The following is a 17,227-nucleotide window of genomic DNA, read 5'->3' on the forward strand; positions in this document are numbered from 1 at the left end:
TAAGAAATATCGTTTAAATCATCTTTCATTATAAAATCATAACCACCATCAACAGTAAATGTTTCATCTAGCCCATCAAGTTCGTCTTCTAAAATGGAATTTGTACTCATCGTATTTTGATGGAATTTTTCTTTTTTAAACAATTCATCCAAGTCAGAATCAACTATTTTAAAAAGCTTAATTTTTATGGTCGCTTCATCATCATCAATGTTATAGCCAGCTTCGTAAAATTTTGCTATACCTTCATCAATAATATCATTAGATTTATACATATTTTTTGGTATAATCCGCGTAGATTCTGCAATATATAAACGATGTTTAACATATGCTTGTAAATGTTGCGTTGCTGAAACTACTTTTTTATTAAATTCAGTTTGGGTGGTTTTATCGTTTAATTTATCTGTAGAGCACATAGCTTATGGTATTAAATTAGTTCTTTAAAATTACAAAATTTTTAGTTCAATCACATGATATTTGTCATTTGAAAACTAATGAAAGATGATTATATCATTAGCAAAGTTGTATCTTTGAGACCATGCTTAATCATCTTAAAACACATATTGAAAATAGGCTAGGTTTTTTAAATCAAAGTAAAATCCTTATTGCTATTTCTGGAGGTTTAGACAGTGTTGTTTTAACACATTTATGTCACAAATTAGGGCTCAATATCGCATTAGCACATTGTAACTTTAATTTAAGAGGAAATGAGAGTGATGCTGATGAAGATTTTGTTTTGCAATTAGCAGAAAATTTAGAATTAGAAGTATTTGTAGAACGTTTTGACACGGAGTTGTATGCAAAAGATAACAAACGCTCCATCCAAATGGCAGCGCGTGAATTACGTTATACTTGGTTCGCAGAACTCGCTGAGCAATTAAAATTCGATTATATTTTAACAGCACACCATGCTGATGATAACTTAGAAACTTTTATAATAAACTTTACTAGAGGTACAGGATTAGAAGGTTTAAAAGGGATTCCAGAAGTTAATGATAAGTTTGTTAGACCTTTGTTATCTTTCTCAAGTAAGGATATAGAAACTTGCGCTCAAGAGAATAATATGAAGTGGCGAGAGGATAGCAGCAATAAATCGGTTAAATATTTAAGGAATAAATTACGACATGAAGTTATCCCTATTTTAAAGGAGATTAATCCTAGTTTATTACAAAGTTTTCAGAGTACGCTAAGTAACTTAAATGACACGGCCGATATTATTGAAGAAAGTACAAATGCAGTATTAAAGCGAGCCATTGAAACCATTGATGAGAATCATGTAGCGTTTAAAATTTCAGAATTTAAAAATGTAAATAATCCAAAAGCATATTTATTTGAGATTTTTAAAGATTACGGATTTACAGAATGGAACGATGTTGTTGATTTATTAGATGCTGAAACGGGAAAGCAAGTGTTTTCCAATACACATAGACTTATCAAAAACAGAAACCAGTTATTGCTAAGCAAAATTCAGCTTAATGATTATCAAGAAATTTTGATTTCAGAAGCCGATAAAAAGAAACAAACAACGCTAGGAATTTTGTTTTTTGATGAAACTGATGCTGTTTTAGAACCTTCTTTAAACTGTATTTATGTAGATAAAGCATTATTAAAATTTCCATTAACTTTAAGAAATAAAAAAGAAGGAGATGTGTTTTATCCGCTGGGAATGTCTGGAAAGAAAAAATTAAGTAAGTATTTTAAAGATGAAAGATTATCGCTTTTAGATAAAGAAAATACGTGGTTATTGTGTTCCGGTGGCCATATAATTTGGGTTGTTAATAGAAGGGTAGATAATCGTTTTAGAGTAACCGAAAACACAAAGCATATTTTAAAAATAGAATTAAAACCATAATCACCATTTGAAGTTACAAGGACAAATAGTTGACATACAAAATAGGCGAATTTTTAAAGGTGAAATATCCGTAGAAAATGGTAAAATTATAAGTATTAAAGAAAAAGACCATGATGTAAATGATTATATCATGCCTGGTTTTGTAGATGCCCATATTCATATTGAAAGTTCTATGTTGGTGCCAAGTGAGTTTGCTAAATTGGCAGTAAAACATGGAACGGTTTCTACTGTTTCAGACCCGCATGAAATAGCCAATGTACTTGGAGTGGAAGGTGTGGAGTTTATGATTGAAAATGGTAAGGAAGTCTCTTTTAAATTTAATTTTGGTGCACCCTCGTGTGTGCCAGCAACCAAATTTGAATCAGCAGGAGCTGTTATAGATTCAGAGGATATTAAAACATTACTTAAAAATCCAGATATTAAGTATTTAGCAGAAATGATGAATTACCCAGGCGTTCTTTTTGATGATGAAGAAGTCATGAAAAAAATAGCATGGGCAAAACATTATAAAAAACCAGTTGATGGTCATGCACCTGGACTAAGAGGAGAAGATGTTTCGAAATATATAAGTGCAGGAATGTCTACAGATCATGAATGCTTTACTTATGATGAAGCATTAGAGAAACTTCAAAAAGGCATGAAAATCTTAATTAGAGAAGGAAGTGCAGCCAAAAACTTTGAAGCTTTAATCGATCTTTTGGAAGATCATTTTGAAAACATGATGTTTTGTAGTGATGATAAACATCCAGATGATTTAATAGTCGGGCATATTAATCAGCTTTGTGCTAGAGCAGTAGCAAAAGGAATTGATGTTTTTAAGGTATTGAAAGTGGCTTGTATTAATCCAATTAAACATTATAATTTGGATGTTGGTTTATTAAAAGTTGGTGACGATGCAGATTTTATTGTTGTTGAAGATATAAAGCGTTTTAATACGCTTCAAACTTATATTAATGGTGAGTTAGTTTTTAATAATGGCGTCTCAAATATAAAACCAGTGTCTTTTGAAAATTTAAATAATTTCAACTGTAACATAAAAGAAGTATCAGATTTTAAAATAGAATCTACAGCAAAACAAATTCGTGTTATTGAAGCTTTGGAAGGGCAATTAGTAACTAATGAACTCATAGAAGATGCTTTAATCGAAAACGGAAACTTAGTTTCAAATACAGAAAAAGATATATTAAAAATGGTAGTAGTGAATCGTTACCAAAATCAAAATCCGGCTATAGGGTTCATTAAAAACTTTGGTTTAAAGGAAGGCGCTATTGCGAGTTCGGTTGGTCATGATTCTCATAATATTATCGCTGTTGGTGTTTCAGATGAGGACATTTGTAGAGCAGTGAATTTAATTATTGAAAATAAAGGAGGTATTTGTGCTTTTTCAAACTTAGAAGAAAAAATAGTGTCACTGCCAGTTGCAGGAATTATGAGCGATAAGGATGGCGCAACCATCGGGAAACAATATGCTGAGTTGGATAAAATGGCTAAACGTTTGGGGAGTAAATTGAATGCGCCTTACATGACGTTGTCGTTTATGGCACTATTGGTTATTCCATCATTAAAATTAAGTGATAAAGGTTTGTTTAATGGCTCTGAATTTAAATTTACTACCATAGAAGTTAATTAGAATATGCCAATAATAGAGTCAACTTATAAACCACCATTTTACTTTAAAAACGGATTTATTTCAACAGTGTATTCCGGGTTAGTAAGACGTGTGTCTTTAAAGCAAGAACGAGAACGTATTAAATTAAAAGATGGCGATTTTCTAGATTTGGATTGGAGTTTTTCTGAATCTAAATCAAGTAAGCTTATTATTTTATTACATGGTCTTGAAGGAAATGGCCAACGTCCGTATATGACTGGAACTGCTAAACTTTTTAATAAAAATGGTGTAGACGCAATTTGTGTAAATTTTAGAGGATGTAGTGGAGAAGATAATTTAAAATATTATAGTTATCATTCAGGTGCTACGGAAGATTTAGAGGCTGTAATTGAACATGCTGTTTCAGTTAAAAAGTATTCAGAAATACATCTAAAAGGCATCAGTCTTGGAGCAAATATTATTTTAAAATATTTAGGAGAACGAGATAAAGTTCCTACGCAAGTTAAAACAGCAATTGCTGTTTCTGTACCATGCTATCTATCCGGGTCTGCTAGAGAATTACATACTTTTAAAAATAAACTATATCACGATAGGTTTTTAAAGCATTTAGTAAATAGATTAAGGACTAAGCAACAACGCTTCCCAGACTTATTAAAAATAGAAGAACTAGATGCTATTAAAACATTAACAAGTTTTGATAACGTTTATACTGCAAAAGCACATGGTTTTGAAAATGCTCTAGATTATTATCTTAGGTGTAGCAGTTTACAATTTCTTCCAAATATAAAAACACCCACATTAATTATTAATGCATTAAATGATTCATTTTTATCAGCAGAATGTTATCCTGTTAAAGAAGCAAAAAATAATCGTAATTTACATTTAGAGATGCCCAATCATGGAGGGCATTCAGGGTTTGTTGGCAAGAAAAATGTGTATTATAATGAGAGACGCGCTTTGGAGTTTATTAAGGATAACAGTTAATTTTTAAGACTCACAGTAAATTCTTCCATAACTATTTCCCATAATTCGGGAAGTACAAAATCTAAAATAACATCATACTTTTTAAAAGCGCAGTTAATCCATTGTTAAAATATGGTATTGGCATCTTAGTCATTTTATTTTTTTTGTATCTTAATACGAAAATAAAATTATGCCAACATTCACATTAAAAATTAATAACAAAAGCCATACTGTTGAGGCGGATATGGATACACCCTTGTTATGGGTTCTTAGAGATCAAATAGATTTAGTAGGTACCAAATATGGGTGTGGTATTGGGCAATGTGGAGCTTGTAATATCCATGTAAATGGTAATGTAATGAGAAGTTGTTTGTTGCAAGTGTCCCAAGCAGAAGGTATGGATATCACAACTATTGAGGGGTTGTCTGAAAATGGTGATCATCCAGTACAAAAAGCGTGGAAAGAAGTTGATGTGCCACAATGTGGCTATTGTCAAGCAGGTCAAATCATGACGGCTTCAGCTTTTTTGAATAATAATCCTAGTCCTTCTGAATTAGAAATTAGAAATGCTATGAATGGTAATATTTGCAGGTGTGCTGCGTATAATAGTATCGAGGAGGCTGTAAAAGTGGCCTCTAAAAAAATAAGTTAATTAACCTGTAAATATCTTTATAATGAAACCTTCAAAACGAATAACATTTAATAGAAGATCATTCTTAAAAACATCGGCATTAGCCAGTGGTGGTATGCTAATAGGTTTTAATTTATTTAATGCATGTAAGCCGGATGCAAAAATGCCAGTTGATTTAAGTCAGTTAAATTACAATGATTTTAATGCTTTTATAAAGATTTCTCCCGAAGGGAAAGTCACTATTTTTTCACCAAACCCAGAAATTGGTCAAGGTGTTAAAACGTCTATGCCCATGTTAATTGCCGAAGAATTGGAAGTGGCTTGGGATGATGTTTATGTTGAGCAAGGCAAGCTTGATACTAAAAATTATACGCGTCAGGTAGCTGGTGGAAGTCAGTCAATAAGACAAGGTTGGGAGCCTTTAAGACAAACAGGAGCGACGGCAAGACAAATGTTGATTAATGCTGCAGCGGCTAGATGGGGCGTTGATGCTTCAGAATGTACTGCCAAAGTTGGCGTTATTACTAATTCGAAAGGAGAAACATTAGGGTATGGAGATGTTGTTTTAGAAGCTTCTGTGCTTGAAGTTCCAGAAGATGTTACTTTAAAGGACCCAAAAGATTTTACTATTATTGGTAAAGGAAAAGGGAATGTAGATATTGATAAAATTATAACTGGAAAGCCACTTTTTGGGATAGATTATAAAGAAGAAGGTATGCTTTATGCTACAGTTTTGCGACCACCAGCTTTTGGGCAGATCTTAGTATCTTATGATGATTCTGGAGCAAGGTCTTTACCTGGAGTTATTGATGTGATAACCATTGGTAAAAAAGTTAGAGACTATCAAGAAAGTGGAAAGTGGAATTGGTCCATGAAAATGAGTAATTCAGATAAAGTGGTTGTAATCGCTAAAACCACTTGGGATGCTATGAAAGGGAAGAGTGCTATTAGAGCAACTTGGAAAACCGAAACACCTCTTGAAAGTTCGGGAAATCACGACAGTATATTATTAGATTTATTGAATGGAAATGAATTTAATACAATGCGAAAAGATGGTAATGTAAAAGAGGCTTTTACCTCTGCAGACAAGGTAATGGAGCGTGTTTACGAATCACCTTTCTTACCTCACAATACGCTAGAACCAATGAATTTCTTTGCAAATGTAACACCTGATAAAGTGCATTTGGTTGGCCCAGTTCAAACACCGCAAGCTGCAGCTGAAGTAGTTTCAGATTTATTAGGTCGAGATATTGAAGATATTCATGTAGAGATGACTAGAATGGGAGGAGGTTTTGGACGTCGATTATATGGTGATTTTGTTTATGAAGCGGCTGAGATTTCTAATGCTATTCAAAAACCTATAAAAATAGTGTCATCAAGAGAAGATGATATGACTACAGGGGTTTATCGACCTTCAACAAAATATAAAATAGCAGCTTCAATAAAAGATGGTAAGTTAACAGGTTATCACTTAAAAGAAGCTTGTGTTAATGGAAATATGTATGGCTCAATTCCTAATTTTTTCCCAGCAGGTGCTATTGAAAATTATCAAGTGGATACGGCAAATTATAAAAGTAATATTACTACAGGCGCGTGGAGAGCACCTTTTACAAATTTCTTGGCAAGTGCAGAGCAAAGCTTTTTTGATGAGTTAGCTGAAGAATTAGGATTAGATAGAGTTCAATTGCACATGGATTTACTTGATAAGGTCAAAAAGAATCCTGATCCTAAAATTGATTACAGTCCAGAACGTTTACAAGGTGTATTAAAATTAGCTGTTGAAAAATCAAATTGGGGTAAAACTGAAGCAGGTGTTTATCAAGGGCTTTCTGTTTATTATTGTCATAACACACACGTTGCTGAGGTTGCTGATATTACCATGGAAAATGGTGTCCCTAATGTTAAGAAGGTTACTTGCGCTATAGATTGTGGTATTGTTATCAATCCATTGGGTGCCATGAATCAAGCTAAAGGAGGTGTTATTGATGGCATAGGACACGCATTGTATTCTGATTTTGGTTTCAGCAATGGAATTCCACAATCTAATAATTTCAATACATATCAATTGATTCGTATGGGGCAAACACCCAAAGTAGATGTACATTTTATCGAAAGTAATATCGATCCAACTGGTCTAGGAGAACCTACATTACCGCCTGTTGGGGCAGCGGTAGCTAATGCCATTTATAAGGCAACAGGTAAGCGCTTAACCAAGCAGCCCTATATAAGTAACATGAATGTTAGTGAAAAGGTTTTGGGCTAAACTTAAACAGACTATGGCAAATAAAAGCCTTTTTATAAAGGCTTTTGCTAGTTTTAACGTATGACACACGAGTTTAATAAAATTGTAGAGGAAGGAATTAAAGCAAATACAAATGGGCTCAAATCTGTTTTGGCTTCAGTGGTTGCTTTAGACGGATCTTCATATCGTAGACCGGGAGTAAGAATGCTTATTTTGGAAAATGAAACCTTGATTGGAGCTGTTAGTGGTGGTTGTGTAGAAAAAGAAATTTTATTACAAGCTCAAACTGTTTTTAAAAACGGTGTCCCAAAAATAATGACTTATGATGGACGCTACCGTTTAGGTTGTGAAGGCGTTTTATACATTTTGATCGAACCATTTAATCCAGATCGGGAATTTATTAATACTTTTTCTGAATGTTTAAAAAATCGAAAACCGTTTGAAGTGTTGTCTTATTTTGAAAAACGAGAAGGCGTAAATTCCGAATTTGGGTCTTTTGTGAAGATCGATAAAGAATCCTTTCCATTAGATAGGTCGCATACTAAAAGCAGAATTTCTAAGTGGTCTGTATTTAAACAAGTTATGCCACCATGTTTCAAATTATTGATTGTGGGGTCAGAACATGATGCCGTTCAATTATGTAAATATGCAGCACTAACGGGGTGGGAAGTGACAATATTAGCAAGAGCTACAGAATCAAAATCTATTAAATATTTTCCTGGAGCACATGCAATTTATGCAACTACGCCAGAAGATTTTGATGTTTCCAATATTGATAATCAAACAGCTATAACACTAATGACTCATAATTTCGCTTATGATTTACGTTATTTAGTGGCTCTGCAAAAAGTAACACCAAACTATATAGGATTGTTAGGCCCTATTCGAAGACGCGATGATTTAATGTCTCAATTTATAGAATACTGTCTTGAAATTCCAGATGAATTTTTAGACTCCATTCATGGTCCCGCGGGTCTTAATATTGGCTCTGAAACCCCTCAAGAGATTGCTATTTCTATTGTGTCTGAAATATTAGCATATACAAGAAATCAAGAGCCGATATCTCTTAGTAAAAAAGTTGGAAAAATTCATTCCAAATAATGGAGGCTAATAGAACACCGCAGACAGCAATTGTTATTTTGGCTGCTGGAGCCTCTAGTAGAATGGGAAGCCCTAAGCAGCTATTGAAGTGGGGTGACGATAGTTTATTAAATCATGCTATTAAGACTGCCATAGATTCAAAGGGTTCAGAAGTCATAGTTGTTTTAGGAGCTAATCATAAATTGATTCAGAAAGAAATTCATAATCATGCTGTAACTATTTTAAAGAATACTGATTGGAAGCACGGTTTAGGAAAATCAATAGCTTGTGCGGTAAAATACATCCTAGATGCAAAACCTATAACTGAGGCTGTACTTATAACACTAGCAGATCAGCCTTTAATAGATTCAGATTATTTGAATGACATAATTCAAAATTTTACACCAAAAGAAAATCAAATAATAGCAACAGCTTATGACCTTGGTAAAAATGGAGTTCCAGTACTTTTTGATAAAACTTATTTTGAAGCATTATCAAAATTAAGTAATGATTATGGAGCAAAGCAGCTTCTTGAAGCTTATGAATCTTTAGTAAAAACTTTAAAACCTCCATTAAAAAATGTAGATTTAGATTCGAAAGAAGATTATGAAAAACTTCACAATGCGAATTTTAAAATTAAATGAATAAATCATCAAAAGATAAAGCACTAACTCCAGAGACATTTAAAAATCTAAAAATAACGAAACCACAGACAAATAGTGTAGGTTTTAAAAGTGTTGTGACCGCCATTAGTCAGGTTTCTAAGTATATGAATCCTGTTGATACTTTTAAGTTAGCGCTTAAAATGAATCAAAAAGGGGGTTTTGATTGTCCAGGTTGCGCATGGCCAGATCCAGATGATGAACGTTCTTCTTTAGGAGAATTTTGTGAAAATGGAATCAAAGCCATTGCTGAGGAAGCTCAAAATAAAACCATTGGGCCTGATTTTTTCACTAAGTATTCTGTTGATGAATTAGCAAATTGGTCTGATTTTGAAATTGGAAAATCTGGACGTTTAGCAGAACCTATGTTTCTTGCTGAAGGAGCAACACACTATCAGCCCATATCTTGGGACGATGCTTTTAAAAAAGTAGGACAGCATTTAAATGATTTAAACCATCCTGATGAAGCGGTATTTTATACCTCTGGTAGAACAACAAACGAAGCTGCATTTTTATATCAATTATTCGTACGAGAATTTGGAACCGCCAATTTACCAGATTGCTCAAACATGTGTCATGAAGCAAGCGGAAGTGCTTTGTCTGAAACATTAGGTATTGGAAAAGGCTCGGTTACTTTAGACGATTTATATAAAGCTGAGGTGGTTATGGTAATTGGCCAAAATCCAGGGACAAATCATCCTAGAATGTTGACCGCTTTAGAAAAGTGTAAAAAAAATGGTGGTAAAATAATTGCTGTTAATCCACTTCCAGAAGCTGGATTAATAAAGTTTACCAATCCGCAAAACCCTGTAAAACTATTATTAGGAGGAACCCAAATAGCAGATGTGTTTGTTCCAATTACAATTAATGGAGATGTTGCATTTTTTAAAGCGATACTTCTAAAGTTATTGGAGAAAGAAGACACTCTGGGCAATGTTTTTGATAAAGCATTTATCACTGAATTTACGCAAGGCTATGATAGTTTTATTACAGATTTAAAACAGTATAATTTTGATGAATGTTTGAAAGCATCAGGAGTATCTTTAGAAATATTTAACGACGTTTTCGATTTAATTCTAAACAACAATAAAATCATTATTTGTTGGGCTATGGGCTTAACACAACATGAGAATGCCGTTGATAATATCAGAGAAATAGTCAACTTATTATTATTAAAAGGAAGTATTGGTAAAGAAGGGGCGGGCACATGCCCTGTTCGTGGACATTCTAATGTACAGGGCGATAGAACGGTTGGAATTTGGGAATCTGCTCCACAAGCGTTTCTAGATAAAATAGAAAATAAATACGGTTTTAAACCTACAACAAAGCATGGTTATTCAGTTATAGATGCCATAAAAGCGATGTACGAGAAAAAAGCTAAAGTATTCTTCGGTTTGGGAGGTAATTTTATTTCAGCAGTTCCAGATACACGGTATTCGGATCAAGGATTAGCAAATTGTAATCTTACGGTGCATGTCAGTACAAAACTCAATCGTTCGCATTTAGTTACTGGAAAAGAAGCATTAATTTTACCATGTTTAGGGCGGTCGGAGAAAGATTACCAGAAAACTGGAGTTCAAGTACAAAGTGTAGAAAATTCAATGGGTATAGTATCTTCAACTAAGGGGGTTTTAGAGCCTTGTTCTAAAGATTTGCTAAGTGAAGTTGCTGTGGTTTGTGGCATTGCAAATGCCACTTTAAAAGAGCGTTCAAAAATCAATTGGTTGGAGTATAAAGATGACTATAAATTAGTACGTGATGATATTGCTGAAGTTGTTGATGGATTTGATGATTTTAATAAGCGATTAAAACAACCTTCTGGATTTTATTTGCCCAACGGGGCTAGAGTGAGACAGTTTAAAACCAAAACAGGTAAAGCTAATTTTTCTAGCAATAAACTTCCAGACTGGGAATTAAAGGAAGAAGAATTAATTATGATGACCATTCGTAGTCATGACCAATTTAATACGACTATTTACGGATTAGACGATCGCTACAGAGGTGTTTTTAATGAACGCCGAATTGTTTTCATGAATCGTGAAGATATGAAAGCACGTAATTTACAAGAACAGCAAGTAGTTAATTTGAAGTCAGAGTATAAGGGGGTCATTCGAGAAGCTTACAATTTTAAAATTGTGGGTTATGATATCCCTAGAAACTGTTGTGCCACGTATTTTCCGGAAACGAACGTGTTAGTACCTTTAGATAGTTTTGCACACACAGCTAAAACACCGGCTTCAAAAAGTGTTATTATTACGGTTGAAGCTAATCAGTAAATTTTTATAGTTTAAATATTTTTCTATCTAAAAATATAGTAATTTTAATATTTATATAAGTTAAAATATGAAGCCCACACGATTTGAAACTGCGATTGCATTAATTGATAAAGCGAACTCTGAAGATATAAATTCTTATGAGGTAGCAGGTTTAAACTACCCAAAAGAATTACTGTACTCGCAACGTATGACGAGGAAGTTGTTGAGGTTCGAACCTAATGCATCAAAAGCACTTCAGATAGCGGCACGTGCACAACATATTTGTCGTTGGAAAATAGCACGTGACGCCTACCCAATGGACCGCGTTGGGTATTTAAAATGGCGTGAAACCTTAAAGAAAATGCACGCAGATTTAACTGCCGACATATTAGAACAAGTAGGTTTTGATGACCAATTTACGGATAGAGTTAAAGCTATTATTCTTAAAAAACTAATTAAGAAAAACGAAGAGTCTCAAACTATAGAAGATATTATATGTTTGGTGTTTTTAGATTATTATTTTGAAGAGTTTGCTGCAAAACACAATGATGAAAAAGTTATTGATATACTAAAAAAAACTTGGATTAAAATGTCTGATAAGGGTCATGAGGCTGCTTTGAAAATTCCCTTTTCTGAAAAAAGTTTGATTTTAGTAAAACAGGCTATTTCTTAAATGTAAACAAATGACTAAACTAAGTAATTCATTAAGTCAAACAATGTTTGATAAATTACCCGAAACCTATGAATGTTCAAGTTGTGAAACCTTTATAAAATAAAATACCATTCGTCTAAACTAAAAAGTTATTCATCGATACTAAATTTTTAATAAACGAAGAATTTTTAATAAAATACTTACTTTTTTTATTTTTGTTAGTAAACTATTTATTGTAAAAAATGCGAAAGTTGAAAATATTGATTTTGGAAGATGACATCATCGAAGTGATGAAATTGAATAGAACCATTTCATCACTTAAATTAAATCACAAAATTATTGAGGCAAATAATGGTGAGGATGCTTTAAAACTATTAGAAAATAAAGAGGAATTACCTGATATAATTTTATTAGATTTAAACATGCCAAAAATTAATGGTATTGAATTTTTAAGTATGATTAAAAAAGATCCTATGTTACAATATTTGCCTATCGTTATTTTAACCACCTCAAATAATCACAAAGACAGATTGGAATGTTATAAATTAGGTATTGCGGGGTATGTTTTAAAACCCTTAAAATATAAAGAGTATGTGTCTAAAATAGAAAAATTACTGGCCTATTGGAGTATTAATGAACTAAGAATAAAATAATGAAAGGTATAGTTTTTACAGAATTTTTAGATTTAGTTGAAAATAAATTTGGATTGCAAATGTTAGATACCATTTTAAATGAATCTAACTTAGAGTCGAATGGTATTTATACATCTGTTGGAACTTATAACTTTTCTGAAATGCTTCAATTACTGCAAAGCTTAAGTGGCCATACGGATATATCAATTAATGATTTGTTATTGGTTTATGGAGAACACTTTTTTAGTGTTATTAAAGAAAGTTATTCTAGTTTATTAGCAACTTACAAGGACCCAGTAGAAATGTTGGCCTCTATAGAAGACCATATCCATGTAGAAGTTAAAAAAATATATCCAGAGGCCGAACTACCAACATTTGAAATAGAAGAGAAAACTGAGAATTCTTTAGTTATGATTTATAAATCTAGTAGAGCCATGCATCATTTTGGATTGGGATTAATGAATAAAACATTTGAACATTTTAATTCTACGGCTTCCATTGTATTAGAGAAAATAAAAGAAAATGGAACAGAAGTGAGGTTCATTGTAAACAAAAATTAATGTCAAATAGTGAAATAGATATCCTTAAACGTGCTTTAGCTCGTGAAAAAGCAGCGAGAAAAGCGGCTGAAAAAATATTAGAAAGTAAAGCATATGAATTATATGTTATATCGGAACAACTCAAGGAATCTAACTCAACACTTGAAAAGCTTGTAAAAGAAAAAACATTAGAGCTAAAAGGTGTTTTTGAAAATATTATTGATGCCTACGTTGTCATAGATCTTAATGGAGACGTTATTAAAATGAATGATCCTGCAATAGGATTATTGGGTTTTGATAATTCAAATAAAGCATCTAATGTGTTTTCCATAGTCGAGAGTTCTGAGGCTGATAATGTAGAAAATGCTTTTAAAAGATTATTATATGATGGTTACCTCACCAACTTTGAGGTTAAAATTAAAACAAAATCGAATATAAAAAAGCTTGTACATGTCAATGCAAGTATTATTCTAGACGACAATAATAATCCAATTGCCGCTCAAGGAATTGTTAGAGATATAACAGCAAGTAGAAAAGCTGAAGATAATCTTATAGAATCTGAAAATCGTTTAGCTTCACTTATACTTAATTTAGATAGTGGTATTGTAGTAGAAGATGAAAATCGAAAAATAGTTTTAACGAATAAAAAATTCTGTGATCTTTTTGATATTCAAGATACCCCTGAGTCTTTAATAGGTATGGATTGTGCTATTGCATCTCAGTACACTAAAAAATTATTTGCAGATCCTGATGCTTATGTAGAAAAATCGAATGACATATTTAAAAATAAAACAACTATTTTAGGTGATGAGTTAACAATGATAGATGGGAAAATATTAGAACGAGATTTTGTTCCAATAATAACAAAGAATGAATCTAAAGGGTATCTATGGACTTTTACTGATGTATCAATAAAGAGAGGTTTTAGAAAAAGTCTGGAAGCTCAAAGACAGAAATATAGAAATATAATAGCTAATATGAATCTTGGTTTATGTGAGGTAAATACAGATGGTATTATAATTATGACGAATCAAAGTTTTTTAGAAATGTCGGGGTTTACGGATGCTGAATTAATAGGAAAAGATGCGATATCAATATTTACTGATCTCAGCGAGGCTGATATTTTAGTTGAAGAAAATAAAAAAAGAAATAAAGGAGAATCGAATTCTTATGAGTTAAAAGTGAAAATCAAATCTGGTGAAGAAAGACTTTGGCTTATCAGTGGAGCCCCACATTATAGTATAAATGGAGAAATAGTGGGTTCTATTGGTATTCATTTAGATATTACTGAATTAAAGATGTTACAACTTCAAAAGGAAAATCTAGTAATTGAACTAGAAAAAAGTAACGATGAGCTTCAGGAATATGCGCACATTGTATCTCATGATCTGAAGTCACCATTGCGAAGTATTGATGCTCTAATTTCTTGGATTAAAGAAGACAATAAGGATAAACTTGATGAAGTTTCGATTGAAAATTTTAAGCATATCGAGACTACTTTAGAGAAAATGGAGTTACTGATTTCTGATGTTTTAGAGTATTCTAGTGTTGGTTTCTCGGACCAAGAAAAAAATCTTGTTAATTTAGATGATGTTGTACATGGCTTAATAGATATGATGTATAAGCCAGACCACGTTAAAGTCGAAGTTTTAAATAAACTACCGATATTAACAGGTGATAAAACGAAATTGCAACAAGTATTTCAAAACCTAATTAGTAATGCTATTAACTTTATAGATAAGGACCAAGGGTTTGTTAAAATTAAGGTTGAAGAATTGCCAGCACATTATCAATTTTCGGTTCAGGACAATGGAATGGGTATTGAGGAGAAGTATCATGATAAAATTTTTAAAATATTTCACGCTGTAAATAAGAGTAAAGACTCTACTGGCATTGGGCTTTCTATTGTTAAAAAAATTGTGGATTTACATGATGGTAAAATATGGTTAGAAAGTAAACCTAATATGGGAACAACGTTTTTTTTTACTATTAAAAAATAACTATGGAACAACCTAATTTGTCATATATAAATGACCTTTCTGGCGGAGATGAATCTTTTAAGGAAAAGTTAATAAATATTATTAGAATGGAGTTCCCAAACGAAAGGGAAATTTACTTCAAAAACATAGAATCTAAAAAATTTAAAGAAGCTGCAGAGGTTGTGCATAAACTTAAACATAAAATTAGTATTTTAGGCCTGGAAAAAGGTTATGAAGTTGCCGCTAATTTTGAAAATAATTTAATTCAAAACAGCGAGTTAGGTAAGGTAGATTTCGAAAGTATTTTATCTGCTATAACAGACTTTTTAGCAAGCTATGATGTTATTTTATGAATTGTATTATTATTGATGATGAAGTTACTGCTAGAGTAATTATTGAGCAACTTTGTTCGAAAATTCCTGATTTAAATGTTTTGGATGCATTTCCTGATGCTATGCAAGCCATAAAATACTTAAATCAAAACGAAGTAGATATCATTTTTCTTGATATTCACATGCCAGATTTTAATGGGTTTGATTTTATTCAGGCCTTAAAAAATCCTCCCAAAATTATTTTAACAACGTCTGATTCTCAATTTGCTATTGAGGCATTTGAGTATGATTGTATTGTAGATTATTTGGTAAAACCAATCGTTTTACCGCGCTTTAAAAGGGCAATTAAAAAATCATTAGCCATTGCTGTAAAACCTTCTGAAGGTTTGTTAAATTCTAGTAATATTGCTGTAAGTTCGGGGGATTACTTGTATATAAATATAGATAGGCGTCTTATTAAAATCGATATTCCTAGTATTTACCTTGTTGAAGCCAAAGGCGATTACATCCACTTAAAGACTGAAAGTAAAAATTATACTGTTCATTCCACTTTAAAAAAGATAGAAGAGAAGTTGCCGGATGATTTATTTTTAAAAGTACACCGGTCATTTATTATTAATGTTCAAGAAATAATCGATATAGAAGATAATAGTGTGCTTATTAAAAAAGATATCATTCCGGTTAGCCGATCTAATAGAGCCGAGCTAATGAAACGTTTAAATCTTCTCTAACACTTAGCAAAAATATTAATCCTTTCTGATTAATTTTTATGTTTAGAAAAGGAGAGCTTTAAATAGTTTTTTTTTGGAATAGACATTACATGATGGTTTTTATTAATAATCATGAAACGATTATAATAGAGATACACCAAAATATTATCCTTCATATTTTTTTACATTAAAATATTGATATTTTTTTTAATTTTACTACTAATTATCAAAATGTAAATAGTTACCCTATTTGGTAATAAAGCTGATTGGAGACTTTATCCTCCAATAGTAATCATACTTCTGTTATTGTTATGTAATTTTGGTTCTTTTAATTTTTTTAAAGTGTCCATACCTCCGCGTACTTTAAACTTGGCTTGCACTGCTTTTCGAATGATTGGTTCAATGGATTTCCCTGCTCTTAAAGTTGTTAATATATCTGATTCTCCAGATGAGAACAAACAGTTTTTAAGTTGTCCATTAGCTGTTAATCGGAGTCTATTGCAGGAATCACAAAACGGATTAGTAACCGAGCTAATAATAGCAAAAGTTCCTTTATAATCTTTTATTTTATAGTTTTTAGCTGTGTCGTTAGGAGCGTCTTGTAGGCGTTCAAAGTTTTCATTTTCAAAAGCTTCATTTACATATTTCATGACTTCAGCATAAGACACCATTTTACCCATATCCCATTTATTGCCGTCAAAGGGCATAAACTCAATAAAACGAACAGAGATTGGTAAATCTTTGGTGAAATTGATGAAATCTATAATTTCATTATCATTAAAACCTTTCATCAATACCGCATTTACTTTTACTTTGAAGCCTTCTTCAACAAGTAATAAAATGTTGTTGTATACCTTTTTAAACTCATTTTTTCTTGTGATATGTTTAAACTTTCCTTCATCTAAAGAATCTAAACTTACGTTGATTTTATTAACACCGTTAGCTTTTAATACATCAATAAATTTATCAATAATAACAGCGTTGGAAGTGATGGATAATTCAACAGGAAGTGTGGCTAGTTTTTCTAAAATAACAGGTATATCTTTTCTAATTAGTGGTTCACCACCCGTAAGTCTAATTTTAGTTACGCCA

Annotated in this window: 15 protein-coding genes and 1 pseudogene; 14 read left to right on the forward strand and 2 right to left on the reverse strand. The window is 32.1% G+C overall.

Annotation, left to right across the window (positions count from 1 at the left end; translation table 11 throughout):
• A pseudogene (locus tag QZ260_RS01100) lies at nt 1-413 on the reverse strand (hypothetical protein); the annotation flags it as partial.
• Nucleotides 414-535: 122 nt separating this feature from the next.
• On the opposite strand from QZ260_RS01100, the gene tilS reads away from it, so the two are divergent.
• From tilS to QZ260_RS01170, 14 genes are all read left to right on the forward strand, one after another.
• The gene (gene tilS / locus QZ260_RS01105; RefSeq protein WP_295981800.1) at nt 536-1,849 is read left to right on the forward strand and encodes a tRNA lysidine(34) synthetase TilS; all 1,314 of its coding nucleotides are present in this window, start codon (nt 536-538) and stop codon (nt 1,847-1,849) included.
• Nucleotides 1,850-1,856: 7 nt separating this feature from the next.
• Nucleotides 1,857-3,479 (forward strand): adenine deaminase, encoded by a 1,623-nt coding sequence (gene ade / locus QZ260_RS01110; protein ID WP_295981803.1) that lies wholly within the window; start codon nt 1,857-1,859, stop codon nt 3,477-3,479.
• Nucleotides 3,480-3,482: 3 nt separating this feature from the next.
• Entirely contained in the window at nt 3,483-4,442 is a 960-nt protein-coding gene (locus QZ260_RS01115) for an alpha/beta fold hydrolase (RefSeq protein ID WP_295981806.1), read from the forward strand.
• Between the two features lie 169 nt (nt 4,443-4,611).
• Entirely contained in the window at nt 4,612-5,073 is a 462-nt protein-coding gene (locus tag QZ260_RS01120; RefSeq protein ID WP_295981809.1) for a (2Fe-2S)-binding protein, read from the forward strand.
• Between the two features lie 22 nt (nt 5,074-5,095).
• The gene (locus QZ260_RS01125) at nt 5,096-7,315 is read left to right on the forward strand and encodes a molybdopterin cofactor-binding domain-containing protein (RefSeq protein ID WP_295981811.1); all 2,220 of its coding nucleotides are present in this window, start codon (nt 5,096-5,098) and stop codon (nt 7,313-7,315) included.
• A gap of 60 nt (nt 7,316-7,375) precedes the next feature.
• A complete protein-coding gene (locus tag QZ260_RS01130) occupies nt 7,376-8,395 on the forward strand; it encodes an XdhC/CoxI family protein (protein ID WP_295981814.1) in 1,020 nt (339 codons plus the stop codon).
• Entirely contained in the window at nt 8,395-9,018 is a 624-nt protein-coding gene (locus tag QZ260_RS01135) for a nucleotidyltransferase family protein (protein ID WP_295981816.1), read from the forward strand. Before QZ260_RS01130 ends, QZ260_RS01135 begins: the two co-directional genes overlap by 1 nt.
• Nucleotides 9,015-11,312, forward strand: coding sequence for an FdhF/YdeP family oxidoreductase (locus tag QZ260_RS01140; protein WP_295981818.1), 2,298 nt, complete (start codon nt 9,015-9,017; stop codon nt 11,310-11,312). Before QZ260_RS01135 ends, QZ260_RS01140 begins: the two co-directional genes overlap by 4 nt.
• A gap of 67 nt (nt 11,313-11,379) precedes the next feature.
• A complete protein-coding gene (locus tag QZ260_RS01145; RefSeq protein ID WP_295981819.1) occupies nt 11,380-11,964 on the forward strand; it encodes a DUF4202 domain-containing protein in 585 nt (194 codons plus the stop codon).
• Between the two features lie 221 nt (nt 11,965-12,185).
• Nucleotides 12,186-12,596, forward strand: a complete 411-nt coding sequence (locus QZ260_RS01150) for a response regulator (RefSeq protein ID WP_295981820.1) — start codon at nt 12,186-12,188, stop codon at nt 12,594-12,596.
• Nucleotides 12,596-13,135, forward strand: a complete 540-nt coding sequence (locus tag QZ260_RS01155; protein WP_295981821.1) for a heme NO-binding domain-containing protein — start codon at nt 12,596-12,598, stop codon at nt 13,133-13,135. Before QZ260_RS01150 ends, QZ260_RS01155 begins: the two co-directional genes overlap by 1 nt.
• Nucleotides 13,135-15,114, forward strand: a complete 1,980-nt coding sequence (locus QZ260_RS01160) for a PAS domain S-box protein (protein WP_295981822.1) — start codon at nt 13,135-13,137, stop codon at nt 15,112-15,114. The genes QZ260_RS01155 and QZ260_RS01160 overlap by 1 nt, the downstream gene beginning before the upstream one ends.
• Before the next feature lie 2 nt (nt 15,115-15,116).
• Nucleotides 15,117-15,446 (forward strand): Hpt domain-containing protein, encoded by a 330-nt coding sequence (locus QZ260_RS01165; RefSeq protein WP_295981823.1) that lies wholly within the window; start codon nt 15,117-15,119, stop codon nt 15,444-15,446.
• The gene (locus QZ260_RS01170; RefSeq protein WP_295981824.1) at nt 15,443-16,156 is read left to right on the forward strand and encodes a LytTR family DNA-binding domain-containing protein; all 714 of its coding nucleotides are present in this window, start codon (nt 15,443-15,445) and stop codon (nt 16,154-16,156) included. The genes QZ260_RS01165 and QZ260_RS01170 overlap by 4 nt, the downstream gene beginning before the upstream one ends.
• A 254-nt stretch (nt 16,157-16,410) precedes the next feature.
• On the opposite strand, the gene QZ260_RS01175 is transcribed toward QZ260_RS01170, so the two are convergent.
• A partial coding sequence (locus QZ260_RS01175; RefSeq protein WP_295981825.1) for a radical SAM protein occupies nt 16,411-17,227 on the reverse strand: 817 nt, incomplete at its 5' end.

The organism is uncultured Algibacter sp., assembly GCF_905480415.1.
GTDB lineage: Bacteria > Bacteroidota > Bacteroidia > Flavobacteriales > Flavobacteriaceae > Algibacter_B.

Coding starts and splice junctions, on each gene's coding strand:
- QZ260_RS01160 (WP_295981822.1), top strand. CDS start 13,135: ATGTCAAATAGTGAAATAGATATCCTTAAACGTGCTTTAGCTCGTGAA.
- QZ260_RS01120 (WP_295981809.1), top strand. CDS start 4,612: ATGCCAACATTCACATTAAAAATTAATAACAAAAGCCATACTGTTGAG.
- QZ260_RS01145 (WP_295981819.1), top strand. CDS start 11,380: ATGAAGCCCACACGATTTGAAACTGCGATTGCATTAATTGATAAAGCG.
- QZ260_RS01125 (WP_295981811.1), top strand. CDS start 5,096: ATGAAACCTTCAAAACGAATAACATTTAATAGAAGATCATTCTTAAAA.
- QZ260_RS01115 (WP_295981806.1), top strand. CDS start 3,483: ATGCCAATAATAGAGTCAACTTATAAACCACCATTTTACTTTAAAAAC.
- QZ260_RS01130 (WP_295981814.1), top strand. CDS start 7,376: ATGACACACGAGTTTAATAAAATTGTAGAGGAAGGAATTAAAGCAAAT.
- QZ260_RS01155 (WP_295981821.1), top strand. CDS start 12,596: ATGAAAGGTATAGTTTTTACAGAATTTTTAGATTTAGTTGAAAATAAA.
- QZ260_RS01135 (WP_295981816.1), top strand. CDS start 8,395: ATGGAGGCTAATAGAACACCGCAGACAGCAATTGTTATTTTGGCTGCT.
- QZ260_RS01140 (WP_295981818.1), top strand. CDS start 9,015: ATGAATAAATCATCAAAAGATAAAGCACTAACTCCAGAGACATTTAAA.
- QZ260_RS01150 (WP_295981820.1), top strand. CDS start 12,186: ATGCGAAAGTTGAAAATATTGATTTTGGAAGATGACATCATCGAAGTG.
- tilS (WP_295981800.1), top strand. CDS start 536: ATGCTTAATCATCTTAAAACACATATTGAAAATAGGCTAGGTTTTTTA.
- QZ260_RS01165 (WP_295981823.1), top strand. CDS start 15,117: ATGGAACAACCTAATTTGTCATATATAAATGACCTTTCTGGCGGAGAT.
- QZ260_RS01170 (WP_295981824.1), top strand. CDS start 15,443: ATGAATTGTATTATTATTGATGATGAAGTTACTGCTAGAGTAATTATT.